Genomic DNA, 26,426 nt, shown 5'->3' on the forward strand with positions numbered 1-26,426 from the left:
GGTTTGCAGCCTTACTCGCCGTCCAGCGGCAGCGCTGTGCCTTCTGCCTCGGCCTGCAGCACGCTGCGACGGATCTTGCCGGTACCGGTCTTGGGCAGCGCGTCACGGAACTCGACTTCACGCGGCACCATGAACTCCTCGAGGTGGGCGCGGCAATGGGCGATGACTGCACGTGCATCGATATCCGTCCCATCGGTCACCACGATGGCCTTGAGCGACTGGCCAAGGATCTCGTCGGGCACCCCGACCAGCGCCGCCTCGCGCACGCCCGGCAGCGCATACAGCACGTTCTCCACTTCCTTGGGGCTGACCTTCTCGCCGCGGGATTTCAGAATCTCGTCCTTGCGCCCGACGAAGTACAGATAGCCCTCGGCATCCATGCGGAACAAGTCCCCGGTGTGCAGGACTTTTTCCCAGGGGTAGCGGCCGGGCTTCAGCGCTTTGGCGGTCGCCTGCGGATTGTTCCAGTAGCCCTGCATCACGTGACCGCCGCGCACGACCAACTCGCCGACCATGCCCCGCGGCACCGCCTTGCCCTGCTCATCGGCCACCCAGACCTCGGTGCCGGGAATGGCGATGCCGACACTGTCGGGCCGGACGGCGAGCTGCTCCGGCGGCAGCCAGGTGCAGCGCTTGGATTCGGTCATCCCGTACATGGAGTAGATGCGCGCCTGCGGAAAGATCTCCTGCAACCGACGGATGTGGGCGGGGGGCAGCGCCGCCGCGGTGTTGGTCAGGTAACGAACGCTGCGCGCCCAATCGGGATTGAAGTTGCGCAATTGCACGATCAACGCCGCCATCGTCGGCACCATCGGGAAACCGGTGATCTGCCTGCTTGCAAGTTGTGGCAGGACCTTCTGCGGAAAGGCGAATGACTTCTCCAGCACCAGCGTCGCGCCCATCTTCACGCACATGAGCAGCTGATACAGGCCGTAATCGAACGACAGCGGCAGCACACTCAGCACCACGTCGTCGCTGCGCGCTTGCAGGTAGGTAGTGATGGAAGTCGCGGCGTGATCGATGTTCTTGTGCGTCATCATCACGCCTTTTGGCAGGCCGGTGGACCCGGAGGTGTAAACCAGCATCGCCAGATCGATGTCGATGCCGGCCGACCCCGGTAGCCGCCCAGCTGCGCGCGAGACAAAGCTGCCGTAGTCCACCGTGCCAGGGGGCAGTTGCGTCGCCGGCTCGTTGACGACCACCACACGGCGCACGCTGGGGGCCTGTCTGGCAGCCTCCAGCGCGGTTGCCGCCAAACTGGCCTGGGTGAACAGTACCGAGGCTTCGCAATCGGCCAGCACGAAGCCGAGTTTATCGGCCTTGGTGGTCGGGTTGATGACGCAAAACACGCCACCCGCCTTCAGCGTGCCAAACACGCCAACCGCAGCCTCGATGCGGTTATCCATGAAGATCACGCACCGCTCGCCGTTGGCCATGGTGGCCTCGCCGGTCAGCGCCGCGGCAAATCGATCCGCCGCGATATCCAACTCGGCGTACCCGATGCGGCGATCACCCTGGATAATCGCCGCCTTGCCAGGATTGCCGCGCGCCGCCTGGGCCAGGTGATCTTCGTACCGGCTCATCCGGCCAGGCTCATCTCGGCCAGCTTGCGGTCCACGTAATTTCCCAGGTTGGCGATGCTGTCGAGATTGTCCGGAATGACATCCTCGTCATCGACGACTATCCCGAACTCCTCCTCCAGCCAGGTGACCATCACCAGCACGCCCATCGAGTCCATGACCCCGGTCTCGATCAAGCTCTGCGTTGATGAATATTCCTCTCCGGGCAGTGCCGACGGGAACGACAGGTGCACGAACTGCCTGACACGACTTTCGGTAACTTCCACGCAGGATTCCTCATTCATGTATCGGGATTTCAACGGGGTTCCATCTATCTGGCACCACGCCGGAACAGCACCACTTCCACGGTCTGCAGCATGATCATCAGGTCCAACAACAAGCCCTGGTTCTTGACGTAGAACAGGTCGAACTTGAGCTTCTCGCCCGCGTCGTGGACCGAGGCGCCATAGGGATAGCGCAATTGAGCCCAGCCGGTCAGGCCCGGCTTCACCGAATGGCGCACGGCGTAGTAGCGCAGTTGCTCATCGAGCTGCTCGACAAACTGCGGTCGCTCCGGCCGTGGCCCCACAAAGCTCATATCGCCGCGCAATACATTGAACAACTGCGGCAACTCGTCCAGTCGCGTCAGGCGGATAAAGGCCCCTACCCGCGTGACCCGGCTGTCATTGGTGGTGGCCCAGCGGGCGACACCATCGGCTTCGGCATCGGCGCGCATGCTGCGGAATTTGGCCAGCTGGAAACTCCGGCCGGCCTCTCCAACCCGGGTCTGCCGGTACAGGATCGGCGAGCCCGACTCCAGCCACACGCACACTGCAACGACCAGCATCACCGGCCAGGCCACCAGCAACAGCAACGTCGCCGCCACCAGATCGAAGAACCGCTTGCTCAGCCGTCGCGGCAGTGAGTGGTCGAACCCACCGGAGAAGATCAATGACGAAGGATCAACCACGTTCAAATTGAGCAGGCCCGCCTCGCGCTCGAAGAAATCCGGCAAGGCCGTCAACCTCACGCCCCGTTGCGCGCAAGCGAGCATGTCATCCATGGGCAACCCGCCGCGACGCTCGTCCGGAGCGATCACGATCTCGTGCACGTTCAGTGCCTTGACCGTTTCCCACAGCACATTGCCCACGTCGATCCGCAGTTCCTTGGGCACCACCAGTGGCTGTCCCGGTAGCGGCACGAATCCTTCAATCGCAAACGACTCGCGGTCGCTGCGCCGACGCATGCTGGTGTTGATCAGCTGGGCGTTGTACCCCGCACCCAGCACCAGTACCCGCCGCTTGAACAACTCGGCGCCAAACAGGTACCGGGTAAACATGCGGAACGCGTAGATGGTGACCAGGCCCAGCATCAACGCGATGGTCAGCACGCCGCGCCCGATGTACGTACGCGGCACGGCGTAGTACAGCACCAGCAACGCAACGCCACCGAATGCGAACGACGCCACCAGACGCAGACCGAACTCCTTTCGGTTGAGCCGTCCGTGCTCGCGGTACAGGGCAAATGCCGCCATCGACGCGGTCAGCACGATGGCGACCAGCAAGGTCCGAAATGGCGCCGTCTGCACGAACATCGCACGGCTTTCAGGCTCGTCCATGAAGCGCAACCAGACCGCTGCGTTGACCGACAGCAACAAGATTGACAGCTCCATCAGCCACAGGCCCCGAATCACCAGCCGGGCACGGCTTGCCGATACGCTCTTCATTACCCAGATGTCCGCTTCATGGTTTTCCCCCGCAACATCGCATCGACTGTCCCGACTCACCTTCAACCAACGCCAATGGCGCCGGCGTCCGGTCACCGACGCAAGGGGCGCTGCCGGACTGGCCGCTACCGACGTCGACCCGCGTTTTTCTGGGAGGCCACTACGACGAGACGCTGCATGATCATCGACTTCAACACTGGGACGTGTCCGGAACACGTCGAGACCGACCTGTGCATTGTTGGTGGTGGTGCGGCCGGGCTCGCGATCGCACGTGAGTTCCTTGGCACCCCACTGCAAGTGTGTGTGCTCGAAAGCGGCGGACTGGAGGGCACGGAACGCAATCAGGCGCTGTACGACGGCTCGTCAGTCGGCAATCCGGAGCTCGATCCAGCCAGCGGCCGGATGCGGGTATTCGGCGGAAGTTGCACCCTGTGGGGCGGCGGCTGCATTCCCATGGACGGGATGGACGCGCGCGAATGGATGGCCCACAGCGGCTGGCCTGTCTCGCATGCCGATCTTGAGCCTTATTTCATGCGGGCACGTTCGTTCTGCCAGCTCGACAATCAGGATCTGGCAGAGGCCTGCTTCCTGAGCCAGCCCAAGGTTCCACCCCTGCCGTTTGACCCGGACGTACTCGCCAACCAGATATACACGATCAGCCCGGTCCTGCCGGGGGAGTCCTACCGGCGCCAGTTCGAGCAGGCGGACAACATCCGGGTGCTGCTGCACGCGAACTTGCTGGAACTGGAAACCGACGACGAAGCAAAGCAGGTCCAGGTGGCAAGAGTTGCTTCGTTGAACGGCCACGTCACGCGGATCCGCGCACGCCAGTATGTCCTGGCCTGCGGCGGCATCGAGAACGCGCGCCTGCTGTTGTTGTCAGACTCCGTAATGCCATCGGGACTGGGTAACCAGAACGATCTTGTCGGCCGTTATTTCATGGATCATCCCAGCGGAAAACTGGGGACGATCCGCACCGACACGCCGGAGATCCTGACCCGTCCCTACAACAGCTCGTCTCCGTCGAAGACCGCCGTGCCGGCTCACCCGGAGATATGCCTGTCTCGACAGGCCCAGCGTGACCACCGGATCCTCGGCGCGCGGGTACGGCCTTTTGCAGTAGAAGAGTCCGTGCCCGCCGGGATCCAGGCGCTACGCGAGTTTCGCGCTGCTCTGCACCCGCAGCCGGAAGATGAAAGCACTGCCTTGGGCAGGCGACTATCTTCCCGCAACAACGGCGAGGAGCCCATCTTCCGTACCAAACCAACCCACGGCCTCCCGCGGCTGGCGATACGGACGGCACTGGGTAGTAAAGACATTGCCGCCGCATTGATACGCAAGGCGAGTCGGCGCGCTACCGTCCCCAGTCGCCGCGTGGACCTGATCGGATTCTTTGAACAAGCCCCCAACCCCGACAGCCGCATCACCCTGGGGACGGACCTCGACGCCCTCAATCAACGCAAGGTCTGTGTCGACTGGCAGCTGACCGAGCTGGACATCCGTACTTACCAAATAGCGGCCTCGTTGTTTGGCGACACGCTTGCCAAGGCATGCGGTGGCGTGTTCGAGATGGAGCCGTGGCTAAAGCCGGGCCACGCCCCGCCGCGTCTACCGTTGTCCGGCTCGGCCCACCACCTGGGCACAACCCGCATGGATGACGATCCCCGGCGCGGCGTGGTCGATCGCCAATGCCGCGTCCATGGAATAGACAACCTCTATGTTGCGGGCAGTTCGGTATTCCCCACCGGCGGCTGGGCATTCCCGACGTTCACCATCGTCGCCCTGGCGGTCCGCCTGGCCGAGCACCTGCACACCCAACTGGCCACGCGTCCCGAAGCTGCGCTTGCGTGATCCACGAGGCAAAACGGACAAGGGCCGATGAGTCAACACTCATCGGCCCTTGTCCGTTTTGTATGGTGCGCCCGGAAGGATTCGAACCTCCGACCCCCAAGTTCGTAGCCTGGTGCTCTATCCAGCTGAGCTACGGGCGCGCAGTCGGAGAATTATGACGATCATTCTCAATCTCGTCAAATTTTCCGGCGCTGCTTTTGCAAATTGGCGGAGAGTGAGGGATTCGAACCCTCGATGGAGTTTAACCCCCATACTCCCTTAGCAGGGGAGCCCCTTCAGCCACTCGGGCAACTCTCCGCGACACACACGATGTGCGGGCGGGAAGCATAACGGCTCACCCAACCGGGGGCAAACTTTTTGTCAGTCTGTTTCGCTTTTCCCCGTATCCACCTCGGCTTCTTCGCCACGCACCTCGGGCTCTTCGCCGCGCTGGATGCGCTGGTAGATCTCTTCGCGGTGGACTGCAACATCCTTGGGAGCGGTGATGCCGACTCGCACCTGGTTGCCCTTCACCCCGAGCACGGTGACAGTCACCGAGTCGCCGATCATCAGGGTCTCACCGACGCGACGGGTCAAAATTAGCATGGGTAAAGTCTCCTTGTACCGGTACATCGTGCCCGGTAGGTTACGCCTACGCAATTACGCCAGGCGCTTCCAGTTTCAGTAAACGGAAATTATCTGCTTGACCGGACAAAGTCCGCAAGCGAAGAAAGTCATGGGTCGAGGGATTCGTTCAGTCCCAAACGCGTACCGACCCATACGGGTACACCCGCAAGCGCCGCGGCCAGTGACGGGCTGTCCTCGCCCCCGCCCTGCGCCATGTCTGGCCGTCCGCCGCCCTTGCCATTGATCTGACCCGCGATATGCCCCAACAGTTCCCCCGCCTTGACCTTGCCCAACGCGCTGCCGCTGACGCCCGCCACCAATGCCGCCTTGCCGCCTTTGGCACCGGCCAGGACGATCACCGCGTCACCCAGCTGGTTCTTCAACCGGTCCAGGGCGTCGCGCAATGCCTTGGCATCAAAGCCCTCCAGCCGCGCCGCAAGGACCCTGACCCCCACCACGTCCACGGCCGATCCCGCCAGGTCGGCGGTTGCGCCCGAAGCGGCGCTGGCCTTGATTGCGTCCAGTTCGCGCTCGAGCTTTTTCTGCCGCTCCAGCAAATGCCGCACCTTGTCGGCCAGCTCGGCTGGACTCCCGCCCAGCAGGTGGGCCAGATCACCCAGACGTTGCTCTTCACCGGCAATGTGGTCCAGCGCGCCCTGCCCGGTCAGCGCTTCGATCCGACGTACGCCGGACGACACCCCGCCTTCGGAAACAATCTTGAACACACCGATGTCGCCGGTACGCGACACATGGGTCCCGCCGCACAGTTCGGTTGAGGTATCGCCCATCCGCAGCACGCGCACCTGATCGCCGTATTTCTCGCCGAACAACGCCATGGCACCGAAATCCAATGCCGACTGCATGTCCATCTGGTGGGTTTCCGCTTCATGGTTGGCGCGGATCTCGGCATTGACCCGCCGCTCGATATCGGCCAACTCGTCGTTGGTGACCGGCTGGATGTGCGAGAAGTCAAAGCGCAACCGCTCCGGCGCCACCAGCGAGCCTTTCTGCACCACGTGGGTGCCCAGCACATTGCGCAACGCGGCGTGCAACAGATGAGTGGCGGAATGGTTGAGCACGGTCGCGCCGCGACGGGCCTGGTCGACCGACCCGGCCACCTTGTCACCGCGCACCAGGGTACCGGCCGCAAGCGTGCCGATATGTCCGTGGAACTGACCGGCAAACTTCAGCGTGTCATGCACGTCGAACAGGGCATCGCCGAGGACCAGAGCACCGGCATCACCGACCTGTCCACCACTTTCGGCGTAGAACGGTGTACGGCCCAGGATCACCACGGCGTCGTCGCCAGCCTGGATCGATTCCACTGGGCGGCCCTGCTTGAGTAGCGCGACCACTTCCAGATCGCGCTCCTCCAGACGGTCATAGCCAAGAAATTCGGTGGCCGACAGACGCGCCGCCAGCTCGGCTGGCAATGTGGTGGCATTGCCGAATTTCCCCGCCGCACGCGCCATCTCGCGTTGGTGCGCCATGGCCGCATCAAAACCCGCCATCTCGATCGTCAAGCCGCGTTCACGCGCGATATCGGCGGTCAGGTCGACCGGGAATCCGTAGGTGTCATACAGGCGGAAAGCATCGGCGCCTGGGATGACGTCCGTGGAGCGCGCGGCAACCTCATCGAATATGCGCATGCCCGAGTCCAGCGTCTCGGCGAAACGCTCCTCCTCGGCCAGCAACGACCGCTCGATCAACACCCGGTCCCGGATCAGCTCCGGGTAGGCGTCGCCCATGACCTCGATCAGCGGGCCGAGCATGCGGTGGAAGAACGGCTCCTTCTGGCCGAGCATCCAGCCATGGCGCAGGGCACGCCGGATGATCCGGCGCAGCACGTAGCCGCGGCCTTCGTTGGATGGCAGCACGCCATCGACAATCAGGAAGCTGCAGGCCCGGATGTGGTCGGCAATCACCCGCAATGACTTGTTGTCCAGGTCGGTCGTGCCGGTCAGTCGGCCAGCGGCGGCAATCAGGTGCTGGAACAGGTCGATCTCATAGTTGCCGTGCTTGCCCTGCAGGATCGCGGCCAGGCGCTCCAGGCCCATGCCGGTGTCGACACAGGGCGCCGGCAGCGGGGCGAGACTGCCGTCGGGCTGGCGGTCGAACTGCATGAACACCAGATTCCATATCTCGATGAAGCGGTCGCCGTCTTCGTCGGGCGAGCCCGGGGGGCCGCCGAAGTGCGCCGGGCCGTGGTCGTAGAAGATCTCGGTGCAGGGGCCGCACGGGCCGGTATCGGCCATCTGCCAGAAATTGTCGGAGGCGAACGGCGCACCCATGTTGTCGCCGATCCGGATGATCCGCTCGGGCGGCAGGCCGATCTGCTTGTTCCAGATCTCAAACGCTTCGTCGTCGGTGTGATAGATGGTCGCAAGCAGCCGCTCCGGCGGCAGCTTCCAGACTTCGGTCAACAGCTGCCAGGCCCACTTGATCGCGTCTTCTTTGAAGTAATCGCCGAACGACCAGTTGCCGAGCATCTCGAAAAACGTGTGATGGCGCGCGGTGTAGCCGACCTGGTCCAGGTCGTTGTGCTTGCCTCCGGCACGCAGGCAACGCTGGACGTCGGCCGCACGCACGTAACCGGGCTTTTCGCTTCCCAGGAACACGTCCTTGAACTGGACCATGCCGGAGTTGGTGAACAACAACGTCGGGTCGTTGGCGGGTACCAGCGGCGCGGAGGGCACGATGGTATGTCCGCGCTCGCGGAAAAATTCGAGGAAATCGCGACGGATATCGTTGGTACTGGGATGGGTAGCGTTATTCATTAACTTGCCACGGCTGTCGAAGGGCTGGGCACGCTGGCGCTGCGCCGGTCCCCGCAAGATGAGGGCTCCGGGCCGCAGAGACAACTGCGCGAAGCCGCCAAGCGTATCAGGGGCCGAACCTCGACACGAACATGGCCTCTCCTTGCCCTGCGACGGTGAGCCGCCAGCCAGCGCGCATCGGGCACTGCACCTAATCGTCTGGATCGTAACGAGTCGCCGCCCTCACCACATCACCGGGGAATCCGCGGCGCATCAGCATGTCCGCTGCCTTGCGACGTAGCGACAGGTCCTCCGGGACCGTATCGCCGTAGCGGCGACGGACCAGGTCACGGGCATTTTCGGTCCAGTCGCCTTCAAAGGTATCCATCGCCGTGAGGATGGCATCGCTGTCCAGCCCGTGCGTACGCAGTTCGGCGCGGATATGGATTGGCCCGTAGCTCCCCCCAACGCGAGCCCGGACCAGACTTTCCGCAAAGCGGCCGTCATCCTGCCAGCCCGCCTCGGTGAGCTTGTCCACGACGACCAGGACTTCGTCCGCATCAAGCCCTCGCGAGGTCAACTTCGCGATCAGCTCCTTGCGCGAGTGCTCGCGGCGCGTCAACAGGCCAAGCGCCCGGTCGGTCACGCTGGCCGGCGGGCGCTTGCGGCCTCGACCCGCTCCAGCCGCCGAGCCGGTGCCGGTGTCAAACAGGCCGCCATCGCGGCCATCGTCGTCAGGGCGTTCGTCCTGCATGATTCTGTCGTAAGAGGCGATCAGGCCTCCGCTTTCTCCGCTTTACCGGCCTTGGCGGATTTCGCCGGCTTGCGACTCACGGCATCGTCCGCCTTATCGTCCGATCCCGCATCAGCCAACGCCGGGTTGGCCTCCGCCGGCACCAGTAGTTTGCGCAGCGCCGCCTCCAGGCCCTCGGCCAGTGCCGGGTTGTCTTTGAGGTATTGACGGGCGTTCTCCTTGCCCTGGCCGATACGCTCCTCACCCATGCTGTACCAGGCGCCCGCCCTGTCGACCAGCTTTGCCTCCAGGCCCATTTCGATCAACTCGCCCTCGCGCGAGATGCCTTCGCCGTACAGGATCTCGGTGAATACCTGCTTGAACGGCGGTGCCAGCTTGTTCTTGACCACCTTGATCTTGGTCTGGTTGCCAATGATCTCATCGCCTTTCTTGACCGCTCCGATGCGGCGGATGTCCAGGCGCACCGAGGCGTAGAACTTCAGGGCGTTGCCACCCGTGGTCACCTCGGGGCTCTGGCCGGGCATCATCTGGCCGATCTTCATACGCAACTGGTTGATGAAGATCACCAACGTGCCCGAACGCTTGATGTTGCCGGTCAGCTTGCGCAATGCCTGGCTCATCAGACGAGCTTGCAGGCCGGGCAACTGGGCGCCCATTTCGCCCTCGATCTCGGCACGAGGGGTCAGCGCGGCGACGGAGTCGACCACCACGATATCGACCGCCGCCGACCGTACCAGCATGTCGGCGATTTCCAGCGCCTGCTCGCCGGTGTCGGGCTGCGACAGCAGCAGGTCGTCGACGTTGACGCCCAGTTTGGCGGCATAGATCGGGTCGAGTGCGTGCTCGGCATCGATGAACGCAGCGGTGCCGCCGGCCTTCTGGCACTCGGCGATCGCTTGCAGGGTCAAGGTGGTCTTGCCGGAGGATTCCGGGCCGTAGATCTCAACCACCCGTCCCTTGGGCAGGCCGCCGATGCCAAGCGCGATATCCAGCATCAACGAGCCGGTGCCGATCACCTCGGCCGCTTCGACCACCCGGTCGCCCATGCGCATGACCGAGCCTTTGCCGAACTGCTTCTCGATCTGCCCCAGTGCCGCGGAAAGAGCTCGCTTCTTGTTCTCGTCCATTGTGGGTTTCCTTGCTGCCATCAGTTGAGTGGATCCAGACTACGTGGGGCCGGTCGCACGGATTGCGACACAGCCACGACTACGACACTAAGATTGGTTCGCGGTACCGGCCTATCATCCCCGGCGCCGTCTTCGGGTCGGAAAGCGCCGCGCCCCGGCTCGGAATCAGCGGTGGTTTATCTGCCACGACGCACCAATCCGCAATACAGCCCCTCTATGGCAAAGTCCTGGTCCGGCTGGACCTCGATGGGCTGGTAATCGGGATTGCGTGGCAACAGCCGGATCCGGTCCTTGCCGACCTTCAGCAGCTTGACCGTGATTTCATCGTCGATGCGGGCAACGACGATCTGCCCGTTTCGCGCCTCCGGGGTGCGATGGACGCCAATCAGGTCGCCATCGAAAATCCCCTCGTCGCGCATCGAGTCACCCTGGACCTTGAGCAGGTAGTCCGGCGACGGGAAGAAAATGTTGCGATCCATCAGTACGTAGTCATCGGACCCGATATCCGCACCAATCGGTGTGCCTGCGGCGACCCGTCCCAGCACCGGCAGCCGCAACGCTTCTTCCACCGCCGGCCCCGGCATGCCCCTGGCATTGCCGTTGCCGCTGTTATCGCTGCCTTCGGGCACGGCCGGGCCAAGCACCCGGATCCCGCGGGCCTTGCCAGGCAACCGGCTTATCGCCCCTGCCTGCTCCAGAGCGTCCAGATGGTATTGCGCCGCCCGTACGCCGGCAAAACCCATCGCCCGGGCGATTTCGACTTGTGACGGCGGCACCCCTTCCTCGGCGATGCTATCGACGATCAAGGCAAGGATGGCTTGCTGGGTTTCAGTGAGCGCGTTCATTAGCAGTAATACTACTAACGATGATCATGACGATGCAAGCGTTGCCCGATATCCGGCGTTGCCGGCGGCGCGACGGGTCAGGCGGCAGCCAGGTCGAGCAGCCCGTGCAGCGCCGCCGCGACGGTCTGTCGACGCACCGCCTCGCGGTCGCCGTCGAAATGGAACACCAGTGCGGTCGGATACCCGCCCCGGCGCTTCCAGGCAATCCAGACTGTTCCAACCGGTTTGTCCTCGATCCCGCCGCCAGGGCCGGCAATGCCGGTCACCGCCACGCCAAGACTTCCTCCGGAATGCACCAGGGCACCGGAGACCATCTCGATCGCGGTTTCGCGACTGACCGCACCATATTCCTCCAGGGTGCTGGCCTGCACTCCCAGCATCGCCTGCTTGGCCTCGTAGCTATAGGCGGCAATGCCGCACTCGAACCACTCCGAGGAACCCGGGATATCGGTCAGGGTCTTGGCGATCCAGCCGCCGGTACAGCTCTCGGCGGTCACCAGTCGATGGTGATGCTGGCGTGCCGCCGCGGCAACTTTCCCGGCGAGTCGATGAAGGGCGGCGTCGGAGGCGTCTTTGCTCATGGACGGACTATAGCGGGCGGACGCCATCGCCACGTAACAAAAAGCCGCAGGAGCGCGATCAGCCGCTCCTGCGGGTTCAAATCAACCCCGCCTGTCAGTCACTCCTGTCAGTAACGTACGCGCAAGGTCATGCCGTAGGTGCGCGGTGCCCCGGGAAAGGCGTTCCACGCGTCCGCCTGCAAGGGCGCGTCAAAGCCGACCTGGATGTAGTCCTCATCGGTCAGGTTGTCCGCCCACAGCTCCAGCATCCAGCTGCGGTCGCTGGCACCGATGCCCACGCGCATGTTGGCGGTCGTGTAGGCGCGCTGCACCTTCTGCGGATCAAGGTCGGAGCCGGTGTTGGAGTCGGACGTGTGCTTGGCGCCAATGTTGAAACGGCCGATCAGGTTGGCCCCGATATCCTGCTCGTAGGTGACCGAGGCCGTGCCCGACCACAGCGGCGCGAAGCTGGCACGACTGCCGGGCAACAAGGCCAGGTCGTCATCCGGCAGCGGATGGTTGCCATACTGGGTATCGGCGTACATCAACCCGCCCTGCAACAGCAGCCCGTCAATGCCGGTCTGCCAGATCATCTCGGCGTCGACGCCCTGCGACACGACTTCCGGAATCGCCCGCACCACGAAGCTGGTACCCAGGAAGCTGTTGAGCTGGAAGTCGGTGTAGGTCTGATGGAACAAGGTCGCGTTGAGCAACAGGTCGCCGCCGGCCCAGGTGGTACGTGCACCCAACTCATAGCTGTCGACAAACTCACCCGGGAACGAGGTGTCGTCGACCGGCGTGATCCCATTGGTGCCGCTGGACAGGCCATTGGACGACTGCACCCGGTCCAGGTTGAAACCGCCGGCCTTGTAGCCGCGCGCGGCCGACAAGTAAGTCATCACCTGCTCGTTCCAGCGATAAGCGGCCTTCACCGTTCCGGACCATTCGCTTTCGTCACGCGACTGATTGGTCACCCGACCGTTATGCAGGGCATTGGCCCAGGGCAGGCACATGTAACCGGCGACCTGCGGCGCCGCGCCGGGGACCACGGCACCCAGCAACGCCGCCTGGGTTTCCGGCGGCAAACTCGCGAAGCCGTTGATGCGCGAGGCGATCGCAGCGCCTACGCGCCCACCCGGGTTGGCCAGGGCCGCGCCGCAACCCACGGAGCCATTGGGGTTGCTGTAGATCGACGAAAGGTCTTTCTCCTCGCGGGTGTAGCGCAGGCCCAGGGTCAGGTCCAACGCGTCGGTGGCGTGCCAGGTGTTGTTGGTGAACAACGCCAGCGCACGCGACTCCTGCTCATACAGGTCCAGCGCGCCAAGACCGGCGAAGTTGGTCCCGAATGGCTGGCCGCTGACCTGCGACATGAACAACGCCGGGTTCGACATGTCCACCGTCAGCCCCATCGGCGCCAGGCCGGCAGCGACCGCGCCCAATACCTGACTGCCCACCAGGGTCGACAAGTAGGGCTCGTAGGCCGCGCCGATCCGGTAGGAGTCGTTGCGGTCCAGGTCCTCGTTGGCATAGAACAGCCCCACCATCCAGTCGACACTGTCGGTCGCGCCGGTCAGGCGAAATTCCTGACTGAAGGTCTCGAAGCCGGTGAACGACTCGTCCGGGTCGGCCTTGCGATACAGGATGTCGGCACTGCTGAAGTCGAAGTCCAGCCCGTTGATCGCCTCCCAGCTGCGAAAGGCGGTAATCGAGGTCAACTCGGCGCCGCCGGCCCACGGCGTCACCCAGTTGGCCTCGGCCGAGATGCCCTTGTCCTTGATGTCCTGCTCGGTGCTGCGGTTGCTGTAGGCGACCCGCGCGAACGGATCCACGGTCGGGCTGACACCTTCGCCGCCGGCCAGTGCATTGATCACCTGCATCGGCGCGTTGTATGGCAGTCCCGGGGTGGGATTGCGGGCGATGGTGACGCCGGTGCAGCAGTTTTCCTCGCGACTGGTGAAATCGGCGATGAAGTTGATGTCGAAGGTGTCGCTCGGCTCGAACAGCAACTGGCCGCGCAACGAGTGGAAGTTCTGGTCGTAGTCCTCGGTCTCGGTGCGCGGACCGCCGCCGGTGTGCACGTCCATGAACCCGTCGCGCTTGCGCTTGGCGGCATAGATGTTGAACGCGGCGTTCTCACCAATGGGCGAGTTGAACGAGGCCGCCGCGCCGAGCGCGTTGTAGTTGCCGAAGGTCAGCTCGCCCTCGACCTCGGTGGTGTAGCTGGGCCGGCGGGTAATCACGTTGATCACACCAGCCGAGGTGTTCTTGCCGAACACGCTGCCTTGCGGGCCTTTCAACACCTCGATGCGCTCGATCTGGCCGAGGTCGCCAAAACCGACACCGTTACGCGGCCGGTACACGCCATCGATCACCACCCCGACCGACGATTCCAGCCCCGGATTGTCACCCACCGTGCCGATGCCGCGGATCCGCGCGGTGGTCTGCACGGCGCTCTGGGTACTGGTGACGGTCAGACCGGGAACCAGCAATTGCAGGTCCTTGATATCGCGCACCCCGGTGTCCTGCAGCAACTGCTCGGGCAACACGGTGATCGCGATCGGCACGTCCTGCAGGGCTTCCTCGCGCTTCTGGGCGGTGACGGTGATACCGGCCAGCGTAGTGGCGCGTTCGTCGTTGGTCGTCGTCGTGGCCGAAACCGGTTCGGCTGGTGCTTCCTGCGCCATCACCGGCGCGTTGGCCAGTGTCGCCAGCGCTACTAAAACCGATGTGGCAAGCAACGTACGTGCAGGCCTTGCAGTTCCCATGGTGTCCCCTCCCAAACGGCGATCAAGTCAAGTGCGCGCCGTCTTCGCGGCGGCAATGTACGGGCCACTGTCACCACTGGCCACGTGGGGGACTTGGCCAATGGCGGCGTGATGGAAGCCCGCAGGCGAACCGTAGCACGTTCCATACGCAACGGAACGGTGTCACATAACGAGTCTTGGCGGCGGCTGGCGACCACCGGCTGGCATACTTGCCAACCCATGGCCGATTACCTCGAGCGCCATCCGGCCCCACCGCCAGACCCCGGAAATCCGTGCCCATCTCGAACACCGCAACCGCCCGCGACAACGACGCCCACACACCGCTCATGCGCCAGTTTTTCAGCGCGAAATCAGAGCATCCCGACGTCCTGCTGTTCTTCCGGATGGGCGATTTTTACGAGCTGTTCTACGACGACGCCCGCAAGGCGGCGCGGCTGCTCGACATCACCCTGACCCAGCGCGGCAACTCGGCCGGCCAGCCGATCCCGATGGCCGGCGTGCCCCACCATGCGGCCGAAGGTTATCTGGCGCGGCTGGTGGCATTGGGCGAGTCGGTGGCCATCTGCGAGCAGATTGGCGACCCGGCGGCGAGCAAGGGGCTTGTAGAGCGCAAGGTCGTGCGCATCGTCACCCCCGGCACGGTCACCGATGAGGCGTTGCTGAGCGAGCGTCGCGATACGCTGCTGCTGGCGGTGTCACGCAACAAGCACGGCTACGGGGTCGCCTGGGCCGATCTCGCCGGCGGCCGTTTCCTGGTCAACGAAGTCACCACGGCGGACGCCCTGGAAGCCGAGCTGGCACGGCTGGATCCCGCCGAGACCCTGTGTCCCGACGAAGATGGCTGGCCGGAATTCGTGACCGGGCGTCGCGGCATGCGCCTGCGAGCCCCGTGGCTGTTCGATACCGACAGTGGCCGTCGCCAGTTGCTCAAGTTCTTCGCCGTGCATGACCTGTCCGGGTTTGGACTGGAAGACAGGCCGTTGGCGATCTCCGCCGCGGCCGCGCTGCTCGGTTACGTCGAGGAAACCCAGAAGCAGCGCCTGCCGCACCTGACATCGATAGCGGTCGAGTCCGGCGACGGCGCCATCGCGATGAATGCCGCGACCCGCCGTCACCTGGAGCTGGACTCGCGCATTGATGGCGACAACCAACACACCCTGCTCGGCGTGCTCGACTCCACCGTCACCCCGATGGGCGGGCGTCTGCTGCGACGCTGGCTGCACCGTCCGTTGCGCGACCACCCTGCCCTGCGCCACCGCCACCAGGCCATCCAGACGCTGGTTGAATCAGCAACCGATCAGTCCGTGCGCGAGCGGTTCCGCGCCCTTGGCGACCTGGAACGGATCCTCACCCGCATCGCCCTGCGCAGCGCGCGCCCACGCGACCTGTCGACCCTGCGCGACGGACTGGGCCTGCTGCCGGAGCTGCGCGGCGTGCTCGCGCCGCTGGACTCGCCGCTGCTCAACGAGCTGACCGCCGAGCTTGGCGAGCATGACCAGCACGCCCACCTGCTGCAGTCCGCGATCGTCGATCAGCCGCCAGTGCTGGCCCGCGATGGCGGTGTGTTCCTTGCTGGCTATGACAGCGAGCTGGACGAGTTGCGCACGCTGTCCACGACCGCTGACCAGTTCCTGGTCGACCTGGAAGCGCGCGAACGCGAGGCCAGTGGCATCCCGACCCTGAAGGTCGGCTACAACCGCGTGCACGGCTATTACCTGGAGGTCAGCAAGGCCCACGCCGCCAAGGCACCGACCCACTACACCCGGCGCCAGACCCTGACCAACGCCGAGCGCTACATCACCGAGGAGCTCAAGGCGTTCGAGGACAAGGTGTTGTCGGCCCGCGAGCGCTCGTTGACGCGCGAACGATTGCTGTACGCGCAGCTGCTGGACATCCTCGCCGGGCAACTGGAACCACTGAAGCGCTGCGCGGCCGCGTTGGCGCAGCTGGATGTGCTGGCCTGCCTGGCCGAGCGCGCGCAGGCACTGGACTGGTCACAGCCGGAGTTGTCCAGCCAGCCCGGCATCAGCATCGAACGCGGTCGCCACCCGGTGGTGGAGGCGGTGCGCAGCGAGCCGTTCGAGCCCAATGACCTGATGCTGCATGAAGACCGCCGGATGCTGGTCATCACCGGTCCCAACATGGGCGGCAAGAGCACCTACATGCGCCAGAACGCGCTGATTGTGCTGCTGGCCCACATCGGCAGTTTCGTTCCCGCGTCACGTGCCGTGATCGGCCCGATCGACCGCATCCTGACCCGCATCGGCGCCGGCGACGACCTCGCTCGCGGCCAGTCGACCTTCATGGTCGAGATGAGCGAGACCAGTTACATCCTCCACCACGCCAGCGCCCAGTCATTGGTCCTGATGGACGAGATCGGGCGCGGCACTTCAACCTACGACGGGCTGGCGCTGGCGGAGGCCTGTGCGCGCCATCTCGCCCACCACAACCGCGCCTACACCCTGTTTGCGACCCACTATTTCGAGTTGACCGCCCTGGCCGGCGAGCCCAACAACACCGGCGGTAGCGGCATTGCCAACGTGCACCTGGATGCGGTCGAGCATCGCGACCGCGATGGCGGCGACACGCTGGTATTCCTGCATGCGGTGAAGGACGGGCCGGCCAACCGCAGCTTCGGCTTGCAGGTTGCGGCGTTGGCGGGACTGCCACGATCGGTGATCAAGCAGGCGCGCGGGCGGTTGGCCGAGCTGGAACAGCAAAGTCGCGATGCTCCCAAGCCCTCGATGTCCGCCGCCGCGCTTGAACAGCCGCAACAGGCCGGCTTGTTCGCGCCGCGCTCGGCCGCCCTGGATGCGCTGGCGACGCTCGATCCCGACGACCTGAGCCCCAAACAGGCACTCGAAGCGTTGTACCGGATCAAGTCGCTGACGTGACGTCGCGGGCATGCGTTCGCCGTTAGGATGGATCTTCCGACCCCACAGGTAACCCTCCCATGACCACCCTGACCAACGATCTCCTGCAGCAGTTACAAGGCCAGCCCATGTCCCAGTTGAGCCAGAAGCTCGGTCTGGACACCGAACAGACTGCCAGCGCGGTGTCGGCGGCGTTGCCGCTGCTGATGGGCGCATTGGGCCGCAATGCCAGCCAGCCACAAGGCGCACAACAACTGCTGGGTGCGCTGCAACGCGATCACGGCGGGCTGGACCTGGGCAGCGTGTTGGGCAGTGTTATGGGCGGAGGCGGCAACGGCGGCGATATCCTCGGACACGTACTGGGCGGACGCCAACAGACGGCCGCGCAGGGGCTGGGCGCCGTCACCGGACTGGATGGCGACCGCGCCGGATCGCTGTTGAAGATGCTCGCCCCGCTGGTGATGGCCTTCCTCGCCAAGCAGATGGGCAGCGGCGGCAACGCGGCGGCCACACCACAAGCACTGGAGGGCCTGCTGGGCCAGGAACAGGCGCAGATCCGCGAACAGGGCGGCATCGGCGGCGGCCTGCTCGGAGCGGTGCTTGACCAGGACGGCGATGGCCAAGCCGGCCTGTCCGATCTGTTGAAGATCGGCGGCTCGCTGTTCGGCGGCAAGCGCTGACGGCGCGACGTTACCCGGCGCGACATTGCCCAGCGTGATACCACGCCGCGTGGTGTCGCCCGACGCGGGTTACAGCGAGTCGATATCCCCCAGCGCCCGGATCAATCGCCGGGCGCGTTTGTCGGGCTTGGACCTGGGCGCCTCGTAGCCGGTCCGCGTCGCCGCTCGCACGGCCCGGAGTTCGGCCCGGGCCAGTTGCGAGGCTTCGGACTCCTCGTACAGACCCTGCGCCACACTGGCCGCGCCACGCTTGCCACTCAGCGCCCGCACCGTCACCTCGAAGGTTTCTTCGGCACGCGTAATCCGCAGCGCGTCGCCGACCCGTAGCGCACGCGCCGGCTTGGCCCGCTGCCCATCGACCTGGACCTTGCCGGTCTCGACGGCCTGTTTTGAATGCGCGCGATTCTTGTAGAACCTGGCCGCCCACAACCACAAGTCGAGGCGGACGGTCGCAGCGGATTGATCAGTGGTCATCGCAGACAAATGTAGCCCAACACGCCTGCTCCTAAAACAGAAAAAGCCACCTCGAAGGTGGCTTTCCCGGGAATCGATACGAGACCGAATCGGTTTACTTGGCGGCTTCTTCCGCAGTGGCTGCGGCCGCAGCGGCCTTCGCCTCTGCCTTGAACTTGGCAGCGCCAGCGAGATCTTCCTTGATGCGCGCCTTGCGACCTTCCAGACCACGCAGGTAGTACAACTTGCCGGCACGAACCTTGCCGCGACGCTTGACCTCGACCGAGTCGATCACCGCGCTATGGGACTGGAATACGCGCTCGACGCCGAAACCGTGGGAGATCTTGCGCACCGTGAACGCCGAGTTCAGACCGTTGTTCTTCTTCGCGATGACCACGCCCTCATAGGCCTGGACGCGCTCGCGCGTGCCTTCCTTGACCCGGACGTTGACGACGATGGTATCGCCGGGGCCGAATACCGGCAGTTCGCGCTTGATCTGCTCGGATTCAAACTCTTGCAACAGCGTATGGATCGAGGGCTTGTTCATGGACTTGGCCTGTTGGAGTAGTTGTAGCGCGAGTGCACGTGGACCCGCGTCTGGCGTGATAACAGCTAAGCCCGCAATTATAGCGGGGATTTCCGTCCGGATGCCACTCCATGGCGGGAAGGGCCGTGGCGGTCGCACAAGGTGGCGAGAAACTGTCGATCGGCCGGCGACAGGTCTGCCGCGTCGAGCAACTCCGGGCGGCGTTGCAATGTCCGCAACAATGATTGTTGCCGCCGCCAATTGGCGATGTGGGCGTGGTTGCCCGACAACAGCACCGGTGGTACTGCTCCCAACTCATGCTCCACCGGACGCGTGTAGTGCGGGCAATCGAGCAAGCCATCCTCGAAGCTGTCCTGGACGGCGGACTCGGCGTCGTTCAACGCGCCTTCCTGCAACCGGGCAACCGCGTCGATGAGCACCGCCGCGGCCAGTTCGCCGCCGGACAGTACGTAATCGCCGATCGATATCTCCTCGTCGACCTCGGCTTCCACCACGCGCTCATCGATCCCTTCATACCGCCCGCACAGCAGCACGATCCGGTCGCGCCCGGCCAGCTCGTGCACCTTGGCCTGGGTGAGTGGCACACCCTGCGGGGTCAGATAGATCGTCTTGACGGGCGCCGGATCGGCGGCACGGGCAGCGCGCAGGACGGCGCGCAGCGGGTCGATCAACATCACCATCCCGGGACCGCCGCCAAATGGGCGGTCATCGACGCGGCGATAGCTGCCTTCGGCGTAATCCCGGGGGTTCCAGCCATGCAGCGACAGCAAGCCACGCTCTCCCGCCCGCCCGGTCACGCCAAACGCGGCGCATTGGGCGATAAAGTCAGGGAACAGGCTGATGACGTCGATGCGCATGCGGATGATCGTAAGGGTTGTTGGCCGACGGTGCCCTTTAAAACTCCGGGTCCCAATCGACGGTGATCACTCCCGCCGCGATGTCGATCGCAGTGACGTATTGCGGTTGCACGAAGGGGATCATCCGTTCGCGCTCGGCGTCGCGGGCCACCAGGACATCGTTGGCGCCGGTCGAGAACAGGTGTGAGACGCGCCCCAGGTCGACGCCATCGACGGTCACCACGCTCAGCCCTTCCAGATCCGCCCAGTAGAACTCGCCGGGTTTCGCCGGCGGCAATGCGTCGCGTGAAACGTGGATTTCCAGGCCCTTCAGCAGTTCGGCGCCATCGCGATCGCTGACGCCGGGAAAAACCGCGACCACGTGCTTGCCGGTCTCGCGACCTTGCACACCGCTGATCTCGCGCTCATTGCCATGCGCATCGCGCAAGGTCCAGGGCTGGTAGCCAAAGATTGCGGCCCGCGGCTCGGTCCACGACTCGAGCCTCACTTCACCGCGCAAACCAAGGGCGCCAAGCACCCTGCCAAGGAGGATGCGGCGCCCGGAGTCGTTCATCATTCAAGTGGTCGCGCAGGACGCGCGACCCGCAACTCAGGCAGCGGTCGCAGCTGGCGCTTCGGCCGGCGCATCGGCCAACTTCAATGCTTCGCGGTACAGCACGGCGACCTTCTCGGTCAGCTGCGCGCCGGTACCCAGCCAATGCTGGACGCGCTCGGTGTTCAGTTCGATGCGCTTCTCGCCACCGGCAGCCACCGGGTTGTAGAAACCGACGCGCTCGATGTTGCGGCCGTTACGGGCGCTGCGGCTGTCGGTGACGACGATGTGGTAGAAGGGGCGCTTCTTGGCGCCGCCGCGAGCCAGTCGAATCTTGACCATGATCTGTTGTGTCCTGTGGTGCCCAGTCGCCAGGGTGGCGAGGTAAGCCTGCGATTATATAGGGGTCTGCGGCGCCAGGGGAAGTCTTTGCTTGCTTGTCGCAAGCCCTCATCCGCCCTTCGGGCACCTTCTCCCGTAAACGGGAGAAGGTAATCAGAAGCTTGTACGGCGCTTAGAAGGGCATGCCGCCGCGTCCGCCCATCATTCCCTTCATGCCGCGCATCATGCCTTTCATGCCGCCACGGCCCAGCTTGCCCATCATCTTTTCCATCTGCTGGTACTGCTTCATCAGCTTGTTGACGTCGGCCGGGGTCACTCCGGCACCACCAGCGATGCGTTTGCGCCGCGAGCCATTCAGCAACGCCGGGTTGCGACGCTCCTTTTTGGTCATCGAGTTGATGATCGCCACCAGCCGCGGGACTTCCTTGCCGGTGACCTGCGCCTTCACCGAGTCCGGGATCTGGCCCATGCCGGGCAGCTTGTCCATCAGGCCGGTGATGCCGCCCATATTCTGCATCTGCTCAAGCTGGTCGCGCATGTCGTCCAGGTTGAACTTCTTGCCCTTGGCGACCTTCTCGGCGAGCTTTTGCGCCTTGTCCTGGTCGACCTGCTGCTCGACCTGCTCGACCAGCGACAACACATCGCCCATGTCGAGAATGCGGCTGGCGACGCGCTCGGGATGGAACACGTCCAGGCCGTCGGGCTTCTCGCTGACGCCGATGAACTTGATCGGCTTGCCGGTGATATAGCGCACGCTCAACGCCGCGCCGCCGCGCGCGTCACCATCGGTCTTGGTCAACACCACGCCGGTCAGCGGCAGCGCCTCACCGAAGGCCTTGGCCGTGGCTGCCGCGTCCTGGCCGGTCATCGAATCGACCACAAACAGGGTCTCGACCGGCTTGGCCACCGCATGCAGCGCCTTGATCTCGGCCATCAACGCCTCGTCGATCGCCAGCCGGCCGGCGGTATCGACGATCAACACATCGGCGTAGGACTTGCGTGCGTCCTCCATCGCCGCGCGCACGATCGCTTCGGGCTTCTGGTCGGCGCTGGACGCGAAAAACAGGACATCGACCTGTTCGGCCAGGGTCTTCAACTGCTCGATCGCTGCCGGGCGATAGACGTCGGCCGACACCACCATCACCTTCTTCTTGCGCTTGTCCTTGAGGTGCTTGGCGAGCTTGGCCACGGTGGTGGTCTTGCCCGCGCCCTGCAGGCCGGCCATCAGGATCACCGCCGGGGCGGGCACGTTGAGGTTGAGTTCGCTGGCCTGCGAGCCCATCACCGTGGTCATCTCATCGCGCACGACCTTGATCAGGGCCTGGCCCGGAGTCAGCGACTTCAGCACTTCCTGGCCGACCGCGCGGACCTTGATCCGCTCGATCAGCGCCTGCACCACCGGCAACGCAACGTCGGCTTCCAGCAACGCGATGCGGACTTCGCGCAGCGATTCGCGGATGTTCTCCTCGGACAGGCGGCCGCGGCCACGCAAGCGCTCGATGGTGCCGGACAGGCGCTGGGTCAGGGATTCGAACATGCGGCACTACCTGCGGAAAGGAAACAAAAGCGGGCCGAAAGTATAGCCCGAGGGGCGGATCTCCCGGCGCCATGCGAACATAAACGGGTATCCCGCAGGCATCACGATGGACCCGACCCCACCCACTCCCCCGGTCACGCCCGGTTTGCCCACCGCCCCGGACCCGTCCCTGCCACCGGCGGGTTTGACCGGCGCCACCGGCCTGGCAGGCCTGTCGCCCGCCTACTTCGGCATGGTCATGGCGACCGGCATCGTTTCGCTGGCTTGCCACCTGCTTGGGTTGCCGCGCATCGGCCAAGGGCTGTTCGCGCTGAACGCGATCCTCTACGTCGTGTTGTGGTGCTTGTACCTGACCCGGCTGGCCCGTTACCCGCAAGCCTTCCGTCGCGACCTGGGCGACCATCTTCGCGGGCCCGGATTTTTCACCATCATCGCGGCGACCAGCGTGCTGGGTAGCCAATGCCTGGTCATCGGCAACAGCATCATCGGCGGGCTGCTCGCGTGGGCGCTGGCGTGCCTGCTGTGGCTGGGCTTCACCTACACGATCTTCGCGCTGCTCACGGTCAAGACGGTCAAGCCGACCCTGGACCGCGGCATCAATGGCGGCTGGCTGCTGGCGGTGGTAGCCACCCAGTCGGTGGCCGTGCTCAGCGCCCTGCTCGCCGCCTACATCGGACCGCCGTGGCAGCTGGAGTTCAACTTCCTGGCCCTGTCGATGTGGCTGTGGGGCGGGATGCTCTACATCTGGCTGATGTCGCTGATCTTCTACCGTTACACGTTCTTCGCCCTGCGACCCACCGACCTGGAACCGCCGTACTGGATCAACATGGGCGCGATGGCGATCTCGACCCTGGCCGGCTCGCTGCTGGTGGTCAACGCAACCGACGCGCCCCTGCTGCTGTCGATGCTGCCCTTCCTGAAAGGGTTCACGGTGTTTTACTGGGCCACCGGCACCTGGTGGATTCCGATGCTGCTGGTGCTGGGGGTGTGGCGCTACGTCATCAACCGGACCTCGCTGCGTTATGACCCGCTGTACTGGGGCGCTGTGTTCCCGCTGGGCATGTACGCCGCCGGCACCCACGAGATGATCCTCGCGCTGGACCTGCAATTCCTGGCTTGGCTGCCGATGACGTTCATGGTCATTTCCCTGTTTGCATGGGCGGCGGCATTCGTCGGCGTATTGCACCGGTTGCTGGTACGCCGCCGCCATGGCTATGCGACACTTCCGCGATGACAATCGTTCTCATCGCCGTCGTGTTGTATCTCATCGCCACCGGGCTGCTGGTGATCGGCATCAGGCATGGCGAACGGCCGGGTAACAGCTGGTGGTGGGTGGCCATCGTTGCCGTGGCACTGCATGCCAGCGCGCACCTGCTGGCGTGGCGCGGCACCGGCGGCGCGGACATGCATTTTTATGCCGCCCTGTCGCTGGTCAGCCTGGGCATGGCGGCGCTGACCGTCATCGTCGGCATGAAGGGACGGATGGCCGCGCTCGGCGTGGTGGTCTTCCCGCTCGCCGCGATCGTCCTGACCGGGTACCACCTCCACGGACATCGGCCGCCGGAACCGCTCGGCTGGCGCCTGCAACTGCACGCCTGGACCGCCCTGCTCGCCTACGCCACCCTGGCGATCGCCGCGCTGCTGGCAGTGATGCTGTGGTTGCAGGAACGCGCGCTGCGCCGGCGCAGGATCCATGGCCTGCTGCGCGCGTTGCCGCCCCTGGCGGAGCTGGAGATCCTGTTGTTCCGCACCATCAAGGTGGGCTTCGTGCTGCTTTCGGCGACATTGCTGACCGGCGTGCTGTTCGTCGACAACCTGTTTGCGCAGCATCTGGTCCACAAGACCGTGCTCAGCGTGCTGTCGTGGGTGGCCTTCGGCGGCCTGCTGATGGGCCGCTGGCGCTATGGCTGGCGTGGCGCGGTCGCGGTGCGCTGGACATTGACGGCGATGGTGTTGCTGGTGCTGTCGTTTTTTGGCAGCAAGTTCGTGCTGGAGTTGGTATTGGGGGTTGTGGGCGCGTAAGGCTGTGCGGGGTGGCGCAATACGCTTTGCTATTGGACCCTAGATGACTCGGCACGTGGAAGTAGTTGCATTGACAACTACTTTTTGGGCGACGATAATTTTGAGATGAGTTCGCCCGCCCCCTGCAACGGCGCCACCCTGGGCCTGTTGTTCCGCCAGATCCGCGATGCCATGTGGGCGAAGATGGCGCAGGAGTTGGCGGCAGCCGGGCATGAGCTGACCTTCAGCCAGTACGCCACCTTCAAGCGGCTGGCGCAGAGCCCTGCCGGGGCAACGGAACTGGCACGGATAGTCGATCTTGATCCCGGCGCGATGTCGCGCCTGCTGGACAAGCTGGAGGCACGCGGGCTCATCACCCGCACCGCCGACCCCCACGACGGGCGGGCGCGGCAAATCCTGATGACGCCCGCCGGGCAAACCATGTGGAAAGACGTGAACCACTGCGGTCAACGCATCCGCGAACACGCGATGGCCGGGCTCGACAGCAGCGAGCGCGAGCAGTTGTTCTGCCTGCTCAACCGGGTTCGAAAAAACCTTTCTCCCACCGAACCGTGACCCATGAGTCGTTCTGAAACACGCCCGCTGCGCGGGCTCAAGCCCGTGTTGTTGACCATCCTGGTCAGCGCGCTGCTGGCCGGCTGCGCCAGCACCCACGGCCTGGCGACCCACGGCACGTTGCTGGGAGATGCCGAACTCGGGGCGGCGGGCGCGGTTGATCCGGCGCGGCTGTCGGCGGCGGCGTTTCCGTCCGTTGACTGGTGGACCGCCCTGGGCGACCCGCAGTTGAATGCGCTGATAGCCGAAGCGTTAGAGGGCACGCCGGGGCTGGATGCCGCCGACGCCCGGGTGCGCCAGGCCATGGCCCGGGCCGGACTCGCCGACGCCGCGCGCCAGGCGACGGTGGGTACCTCGGCGCAGATTTCCGGGCTCCAGCTTCCCCAGGCCGTTGCGCCCGAATCGTTGGGCGGCGACTTCAGCACGGTCGGCGTGCTGACCATGAACCTGGCCTACAGCCCGGAGCTGTGGGGCGGCAAGCGCGCCACCTGGCAGGCGGCACTGGGCCGGGCCAACGCGGCCCGGGTCGAAGCCCAGGCCGCGCGGCTGACGCTGTCATCCAACATCGCCCACGCCTATATCACCCTGGCGCAGGCGTTCCAGATACGCGACGCAGCCGAGGCCGAGCAGACGCGTGCCGCCGAGCTGTTGCAATTGAGCCAGCAACGCGTCGAGGCCGGCATCGACAACCAGCTGCAACTGCGCCAGGCCGAAGGTGCGATCGCCAGCGCGCGCCAACAGGCCCAGGCCGCGCAGCAACACATCGATGCCGGCCGCAGCGCAATCGCCGCGTTGCTGGGCAAGGGCCCTGACCGCGGCCGGACCATTTCCCGGCCGATGGTGCTGGATGCCACCCCACCACCACTGCCGACCGTGCTGCCCAGCGAACTGCTCGGCCACCGCGCCGACTTGGTCGCGGCGCGCTGGCAGGTGGAGGCCGCCGCCCGCGATATCGACGCCAGCAAGGCGGCGTTCTACCCCAGCATCAACCTGAGCGGGCTGGTCGGACTGGTTGGCGGTAGCCTCGCGGACCTTTTCAGCAGCGATGCACTGTTGTTGCAGGGCGGGCCGGCGATCAGCCTGCCAATCTTCGATGGCGGGCGCCTTCGCAGCCAGCTCGCCGGCAGCAACGCCAGCCATGATCTGGCCGTGGCGCAGTACAACCAGCGTCTGGTGGATGCGCTGCGCGAGGTTACCGACGCGGTCCAGGCTGCGCGCTCACTGGACGCCCGGATAGCGACCGCGACCCAGGCGCACAAGGCTGCCCTGGGCGCTTCGCGGATCGCCCGCACGCGCTATGGCGCCGGCATCGGCACCCAACTCGATGTGCTCGCGGCCGGGCAGCCCCTGCTGCAGCTCGATCAGTTGCTGGCGACCCTGCGTGCCCAACAACTGGGGACGATGGTCGACCTCAACCGCGCCCTGGGCGGCGGCCTCGCGCCAATCATCGAACCCACCAAAGCCTCGACGCCATGACCA

The 26,426-nt window shown here is 64.9% G+C and carries 23 protein-coding genes and 2 tRNA genes; 7 read left to right on the plus strand and 18 right to left on the minus strand.

Features of this window, described 5'->3' with window-relative positions; genetic code table 11:
• Positions 1-11 precede the first annotated feature (11 nt).
• Genes ACW7G6_RS04765 through ACW7G6_RS04775 form a run of 3 tightly spaced genes read right to left on the minus strand, consistent with a single transcriptional unit; the run spans position 12 to position 3,285 of the window.
• Complete coding sequence (locus ACW7G6_RS04765) at positions 12-1,583, minus strand: class I adenylate-forming enzyme family protein (protein ID WP_456979696.1); 1,572 nt, start codon at positions 1,581-1,583, stop codon at positions 12-14.
• Complete coding sequence (locus tag ACW7G6_RS04770) at positions 1,580-1,846, minus strand: phosphopantetheine-binding protein (RefSeq protein ID WP_456997645.1); 267 nt, start codon at positions 1,844-1,846, stop codon at positions 1,580-1,582. The genes ACW7G6_RS04765 and ACW7G6_RS04770 overlap by 4 nt, the downstream gene beginning before the upstream one ends.
• A gap of 44 nt (positions 1,847-1,890) precedes the next feature.
• Complete coding sequence (locus ACW7G6_RS04775; protein ID WP_456979698.1) at positions 1,891-3,285, minus strand: TIGR03013 family XrtA/PEP-CTERM system glycosyltransferase; 1,395 nt, start codon at positions 3,283-3,285, stop codon at positions 1,891-1,893.
• Positions 3,286-3,462: 177 nt separating this feature from the next.
• Here ACW7G6_RS04775 and ACW7G6_RS04780 point away from each other — a divergent pair, with 177 nt between their 5' ends.
• A complete protein-coding gene (locus ACW7G6_RS04780) occupies positions 3,463-5,136 on the plus strand; it encodes a GMC oxidoreductase (RefSeq protein ID WP_456979699.1) in 1,674 nt (557 codons plus the stop codon).
• Positions 5,137-5,199: 63 nt separating this feature from the next.
• Here ACW7G6_RS04780 and ACW7G6_RS04785 read toward each other — a convergent pair.
• From ACW7G6_RS04785 to ACW7G6_RS04825, 9 genes are all read right to left on the minus strand, one after another.
• A tRNA-Arg gene (locus tag ACW7G6_RS04785) sits at positions 5,200-5,276 on the minus strand.
• Between the two features lie 65 nt (positions 5,277-5,341).
• A tRNA-Ser gene (locus tag ACW7G6_RS04790) sits at positions 5,342-5,433 on the minus strand.
• Positions 5,434-5,496: 63 nt separating this feature from the next.
• Positions 5,497-5,721 carry a carbon storage regulator CsrA gene (gene csrA / locus ACW7G6_RS04795; protein WP_456979700.1) on the minus strand — a complete coding sequence of 75 codons (225 nt, stop codon included), beginning with the start codon at positions 5,719-5,721 and terminating at the stop codon, positions 5,497-5,499.
• A 128-nt stretch (positions 5,722-5,849) separates the two neighbouring features.
• A complete protein-coding gene (alaS, locus tag ACW7G6_RS04800) occupies positions 5,850-8,519 on the minus strand; it encodes an alanine--tRNA ligase (RefSeq protein WP_456979701.1) in 2,670 nt (889 codons plus the stop codon).
• A gap of 190 nt (positions 8,520-8,709) precedes the next feature.
• The gene (locus ACW7G6_RS04805; RefSeq protein WP_456979702.1) at positions 8,710-9,252 is read right to left on the minus strand and encodes a regulatory protein RecX; all 543 of its coding nucleotides are present in this window, start codon (positions 9,250-9,252) and stop codon (positions 8,710-8,712) included.
• 20 nt (positions 9,253-9,272) lie between these two features.
• Positions 9,273-10,379, minus strand: coding sequence for a recombinase RecA (gene recA / locus ACW7G6_RS04810; RefSeq protein WP_456979703.1), 1,107 nt, complete (start codon positions 10,377-10,379; stop codon positions 9,273-9,275).
• A gap of 176 nt (positions 10,380-10,555) precedes the next feature.
• A complete protein-coding gene (gene lexA, locus ACW7G6_RS04815; RefSeq protein ID WP_456979704.1) occupies positions 10,556-11,224 on the minus strand; it encodes a transcriptional repressor LexA in 669 nt (222 codons plus the stop codon).
• Positions 11,225-11,301: 77 nt separating this feature from the next.
• Positions 11,302-11,805 carry a CinA family protein gene (locus tag ACW7G6_RS04820; RefSeq protein WP_456979705.1) on the minus strand — a complete coding sequence of 168 codons (504 nt, stop codon included), beginning with the start codon at positions 11,803-11,805 and terminating at the stop codon, positions 11,302-11,304.
• A gap of 107 nt (positions 11,806-11,912) precedes the next feature.
• Positions 11,913-14,549, minus strand: a complete 2,637-nt coding sequence (locus ACW7G6_RS04825) for a TonB-dependent receptor (RefSeq protein ID WP_456979706.1) — start codon at positions 14,547-14,549, stop codon at positions 11,913-11,915.
• A gap of 326 nt (positions 14,550-14,875) precedes the next feature.
• Here ACW7G6_RS04825 and mutS point away from each other — a divergent pair, with 326 nt between their 5' ends.
• Entirely contained in the window at positions 14,876-17,443 is a 2,568-nt protein-coding gene (gene mutS, locus ACW7G6_RS04830; RefSeq protein ID WP_456979903.1) for a DNA mismatch repair protein MutS, read from the plus strand.
• Between the two features lie 59 nt (positions 17,444-17,502).
• Positions 17,503-18,102, plus strand: a complete 600-nt coding sequence (locus ACW7G6_RS04835; RefSeq protein WP_456979707.1) for a DUF937 domain-containing protein — start codon at positions 17,503-17,505, stop codon at positions 18,100-18,102.
• A gap of 69 nt (positions 18,103-18,171) precedes the next feature.
• Here the strand turns inward: ACW7G6_RS04835 and ACW7G6_RS04840 are convergent, their stop codons facing one another.
• The 6 genes from ACW7G6_RS04840 to ffh form a co-directional block, all read right to left on the minus strand.
• Positions 18,172-18,576 (minus strand): RNA-binding S4 domain-containing protein, encoded by a 405-nt coding sequence (locus tag ACW7G6_RS04840; RefSeq protein ID WP_456997646.1) that lies wholly within the window; start codon positions 18,574-18,576, stop codon positions 18,172-18,174.
• Between the two features lie 94 nt (positions 18,577-18,670).
• Positions 18,671-19,102, minus strand: a complete 432-nt coding sequence (gene rplS, locus ACW7G6_RS04845; protein WP_456997647.1) for a 50S ribosomal protein L19 — start codon at positions 19,100-19,102, stop codon at positions 18,671-18,673.
• A gap of 77 nt (positions 19,103-19,179) precedes the next feature.
• Positions 19,180-19,959: a tRNA (guanosine(37)-N1)-methyltransferase TrmD gene (gene trmD / locus ACW7G6_RS04850; protein ID WP_456997648.1), complete on the minus strand. Its 780-nt coding sequence runs from the start codon at positions 19,957-19,959 to the stop codon at positions 19,180-19,182.
• 37 nt (positions 19,960-19,996) lie between these two features.
• Complete coding sequence (gene rimM, locus ACW7G6_RS04855) at positions 19,997-20,512, minus strand: ribosome maturation factor RimM (RefSeq protein WP_456997714.1); 516 nt, start codon at positions 20,510-20,512, stop codon at positions 19,997-19,999.
• Positions 20,513-20,548: 36 nt separating this feature from the next.
• On the minus strand, positions 20,549-20,833 hold the full coding sequence (rpsP, locus tag ACW7G6_RS04860) for a 30S ribosomal protein S16 (protein ID WP_456997649.1): 285 nt from the start codon (positions 20,831-20,833) through the stop codon (positions 20,549-20,551).
• Between the two features lie 172 nt (positions 20,834-21,005).
• Positions 21,006-22,370 carry a signal recognition particle protein gene (gene ffh / locus ACW7G6_RS04865; RefSeq protein ID WP_456979713.1) on the minus strand — a complete coding sequence of 455 codons (1,365 nt, stop codon included), beginning with the start codon at positions 22,368-22,370 and terminating at the stop codon, positions 21,006-21,008.
• A gap of 106 nt (positions 22,371-22,476) precedes the next feature.
• On the opposite strand from ffh, the gene ACW7G6_RS04870 reads away from it, so the two are divergent.
• From ACW7G6_RS04870 to ACW7G6_RS04885, 4 genes are all read left to right on the plus strand, one after another.
• On the plus strand, positions 22,477-23,604 hold the full coding sequence (locus ACW7G6_RS04870; RefSeq protein WP_456997650.1) for a tellurite resistance/C4-dicarboxylate transporter family protein: 1,128 nt from the start codon (positions 22,477-22,479) through the stop codon (positions 23,602-23,604).
• Positions 23,601-24,392, plus strand: coding sequence for a cytochrome C assembly family protein (locus tag ACW7G6_RS04875; protein ID WP_456997651.1), 792 nt, complete (start codon positions 23,601-23,603; stop codon positions 24,390-24,392). The genes ACW7G6_RS04870 and ACW7G6_RS04875 overlap by 4 nt, the downstream gene beginning before the upstream one ends.
• Before the next feature lie 105 nt (positions 24,393-24,497).
• Positions 24,498-24,947, plus strand: coding sequence for a MarR family winged helix-turn-helix transcriptional regulator (locus ACW7G6_RS04880; RefSeq protein WP_456997652.1), 450 nt, complete (start codon positions 24,498-24,500; stop codon positions 24,945-24,947).
• Positions 24,948-24,950: 3 nt separating this feature from the next.
• On the plus strand, positions 24,951-26,423 hold the full coding sequence (locus tag ACW7G6_RS04885) for an efflux transporter outer membrane subunit (protein WP_456997653.1): 1,473 nt from the start codon (positions 24,951-24,953) through the stop codon (positions 26,421-26,423).
• The last annotated feature ends 3 nt before the right edge of the window (positions 26,424-26,426 follow it).

This window comes from Lysobacter sp. A421, assembly GCF_054052145.1.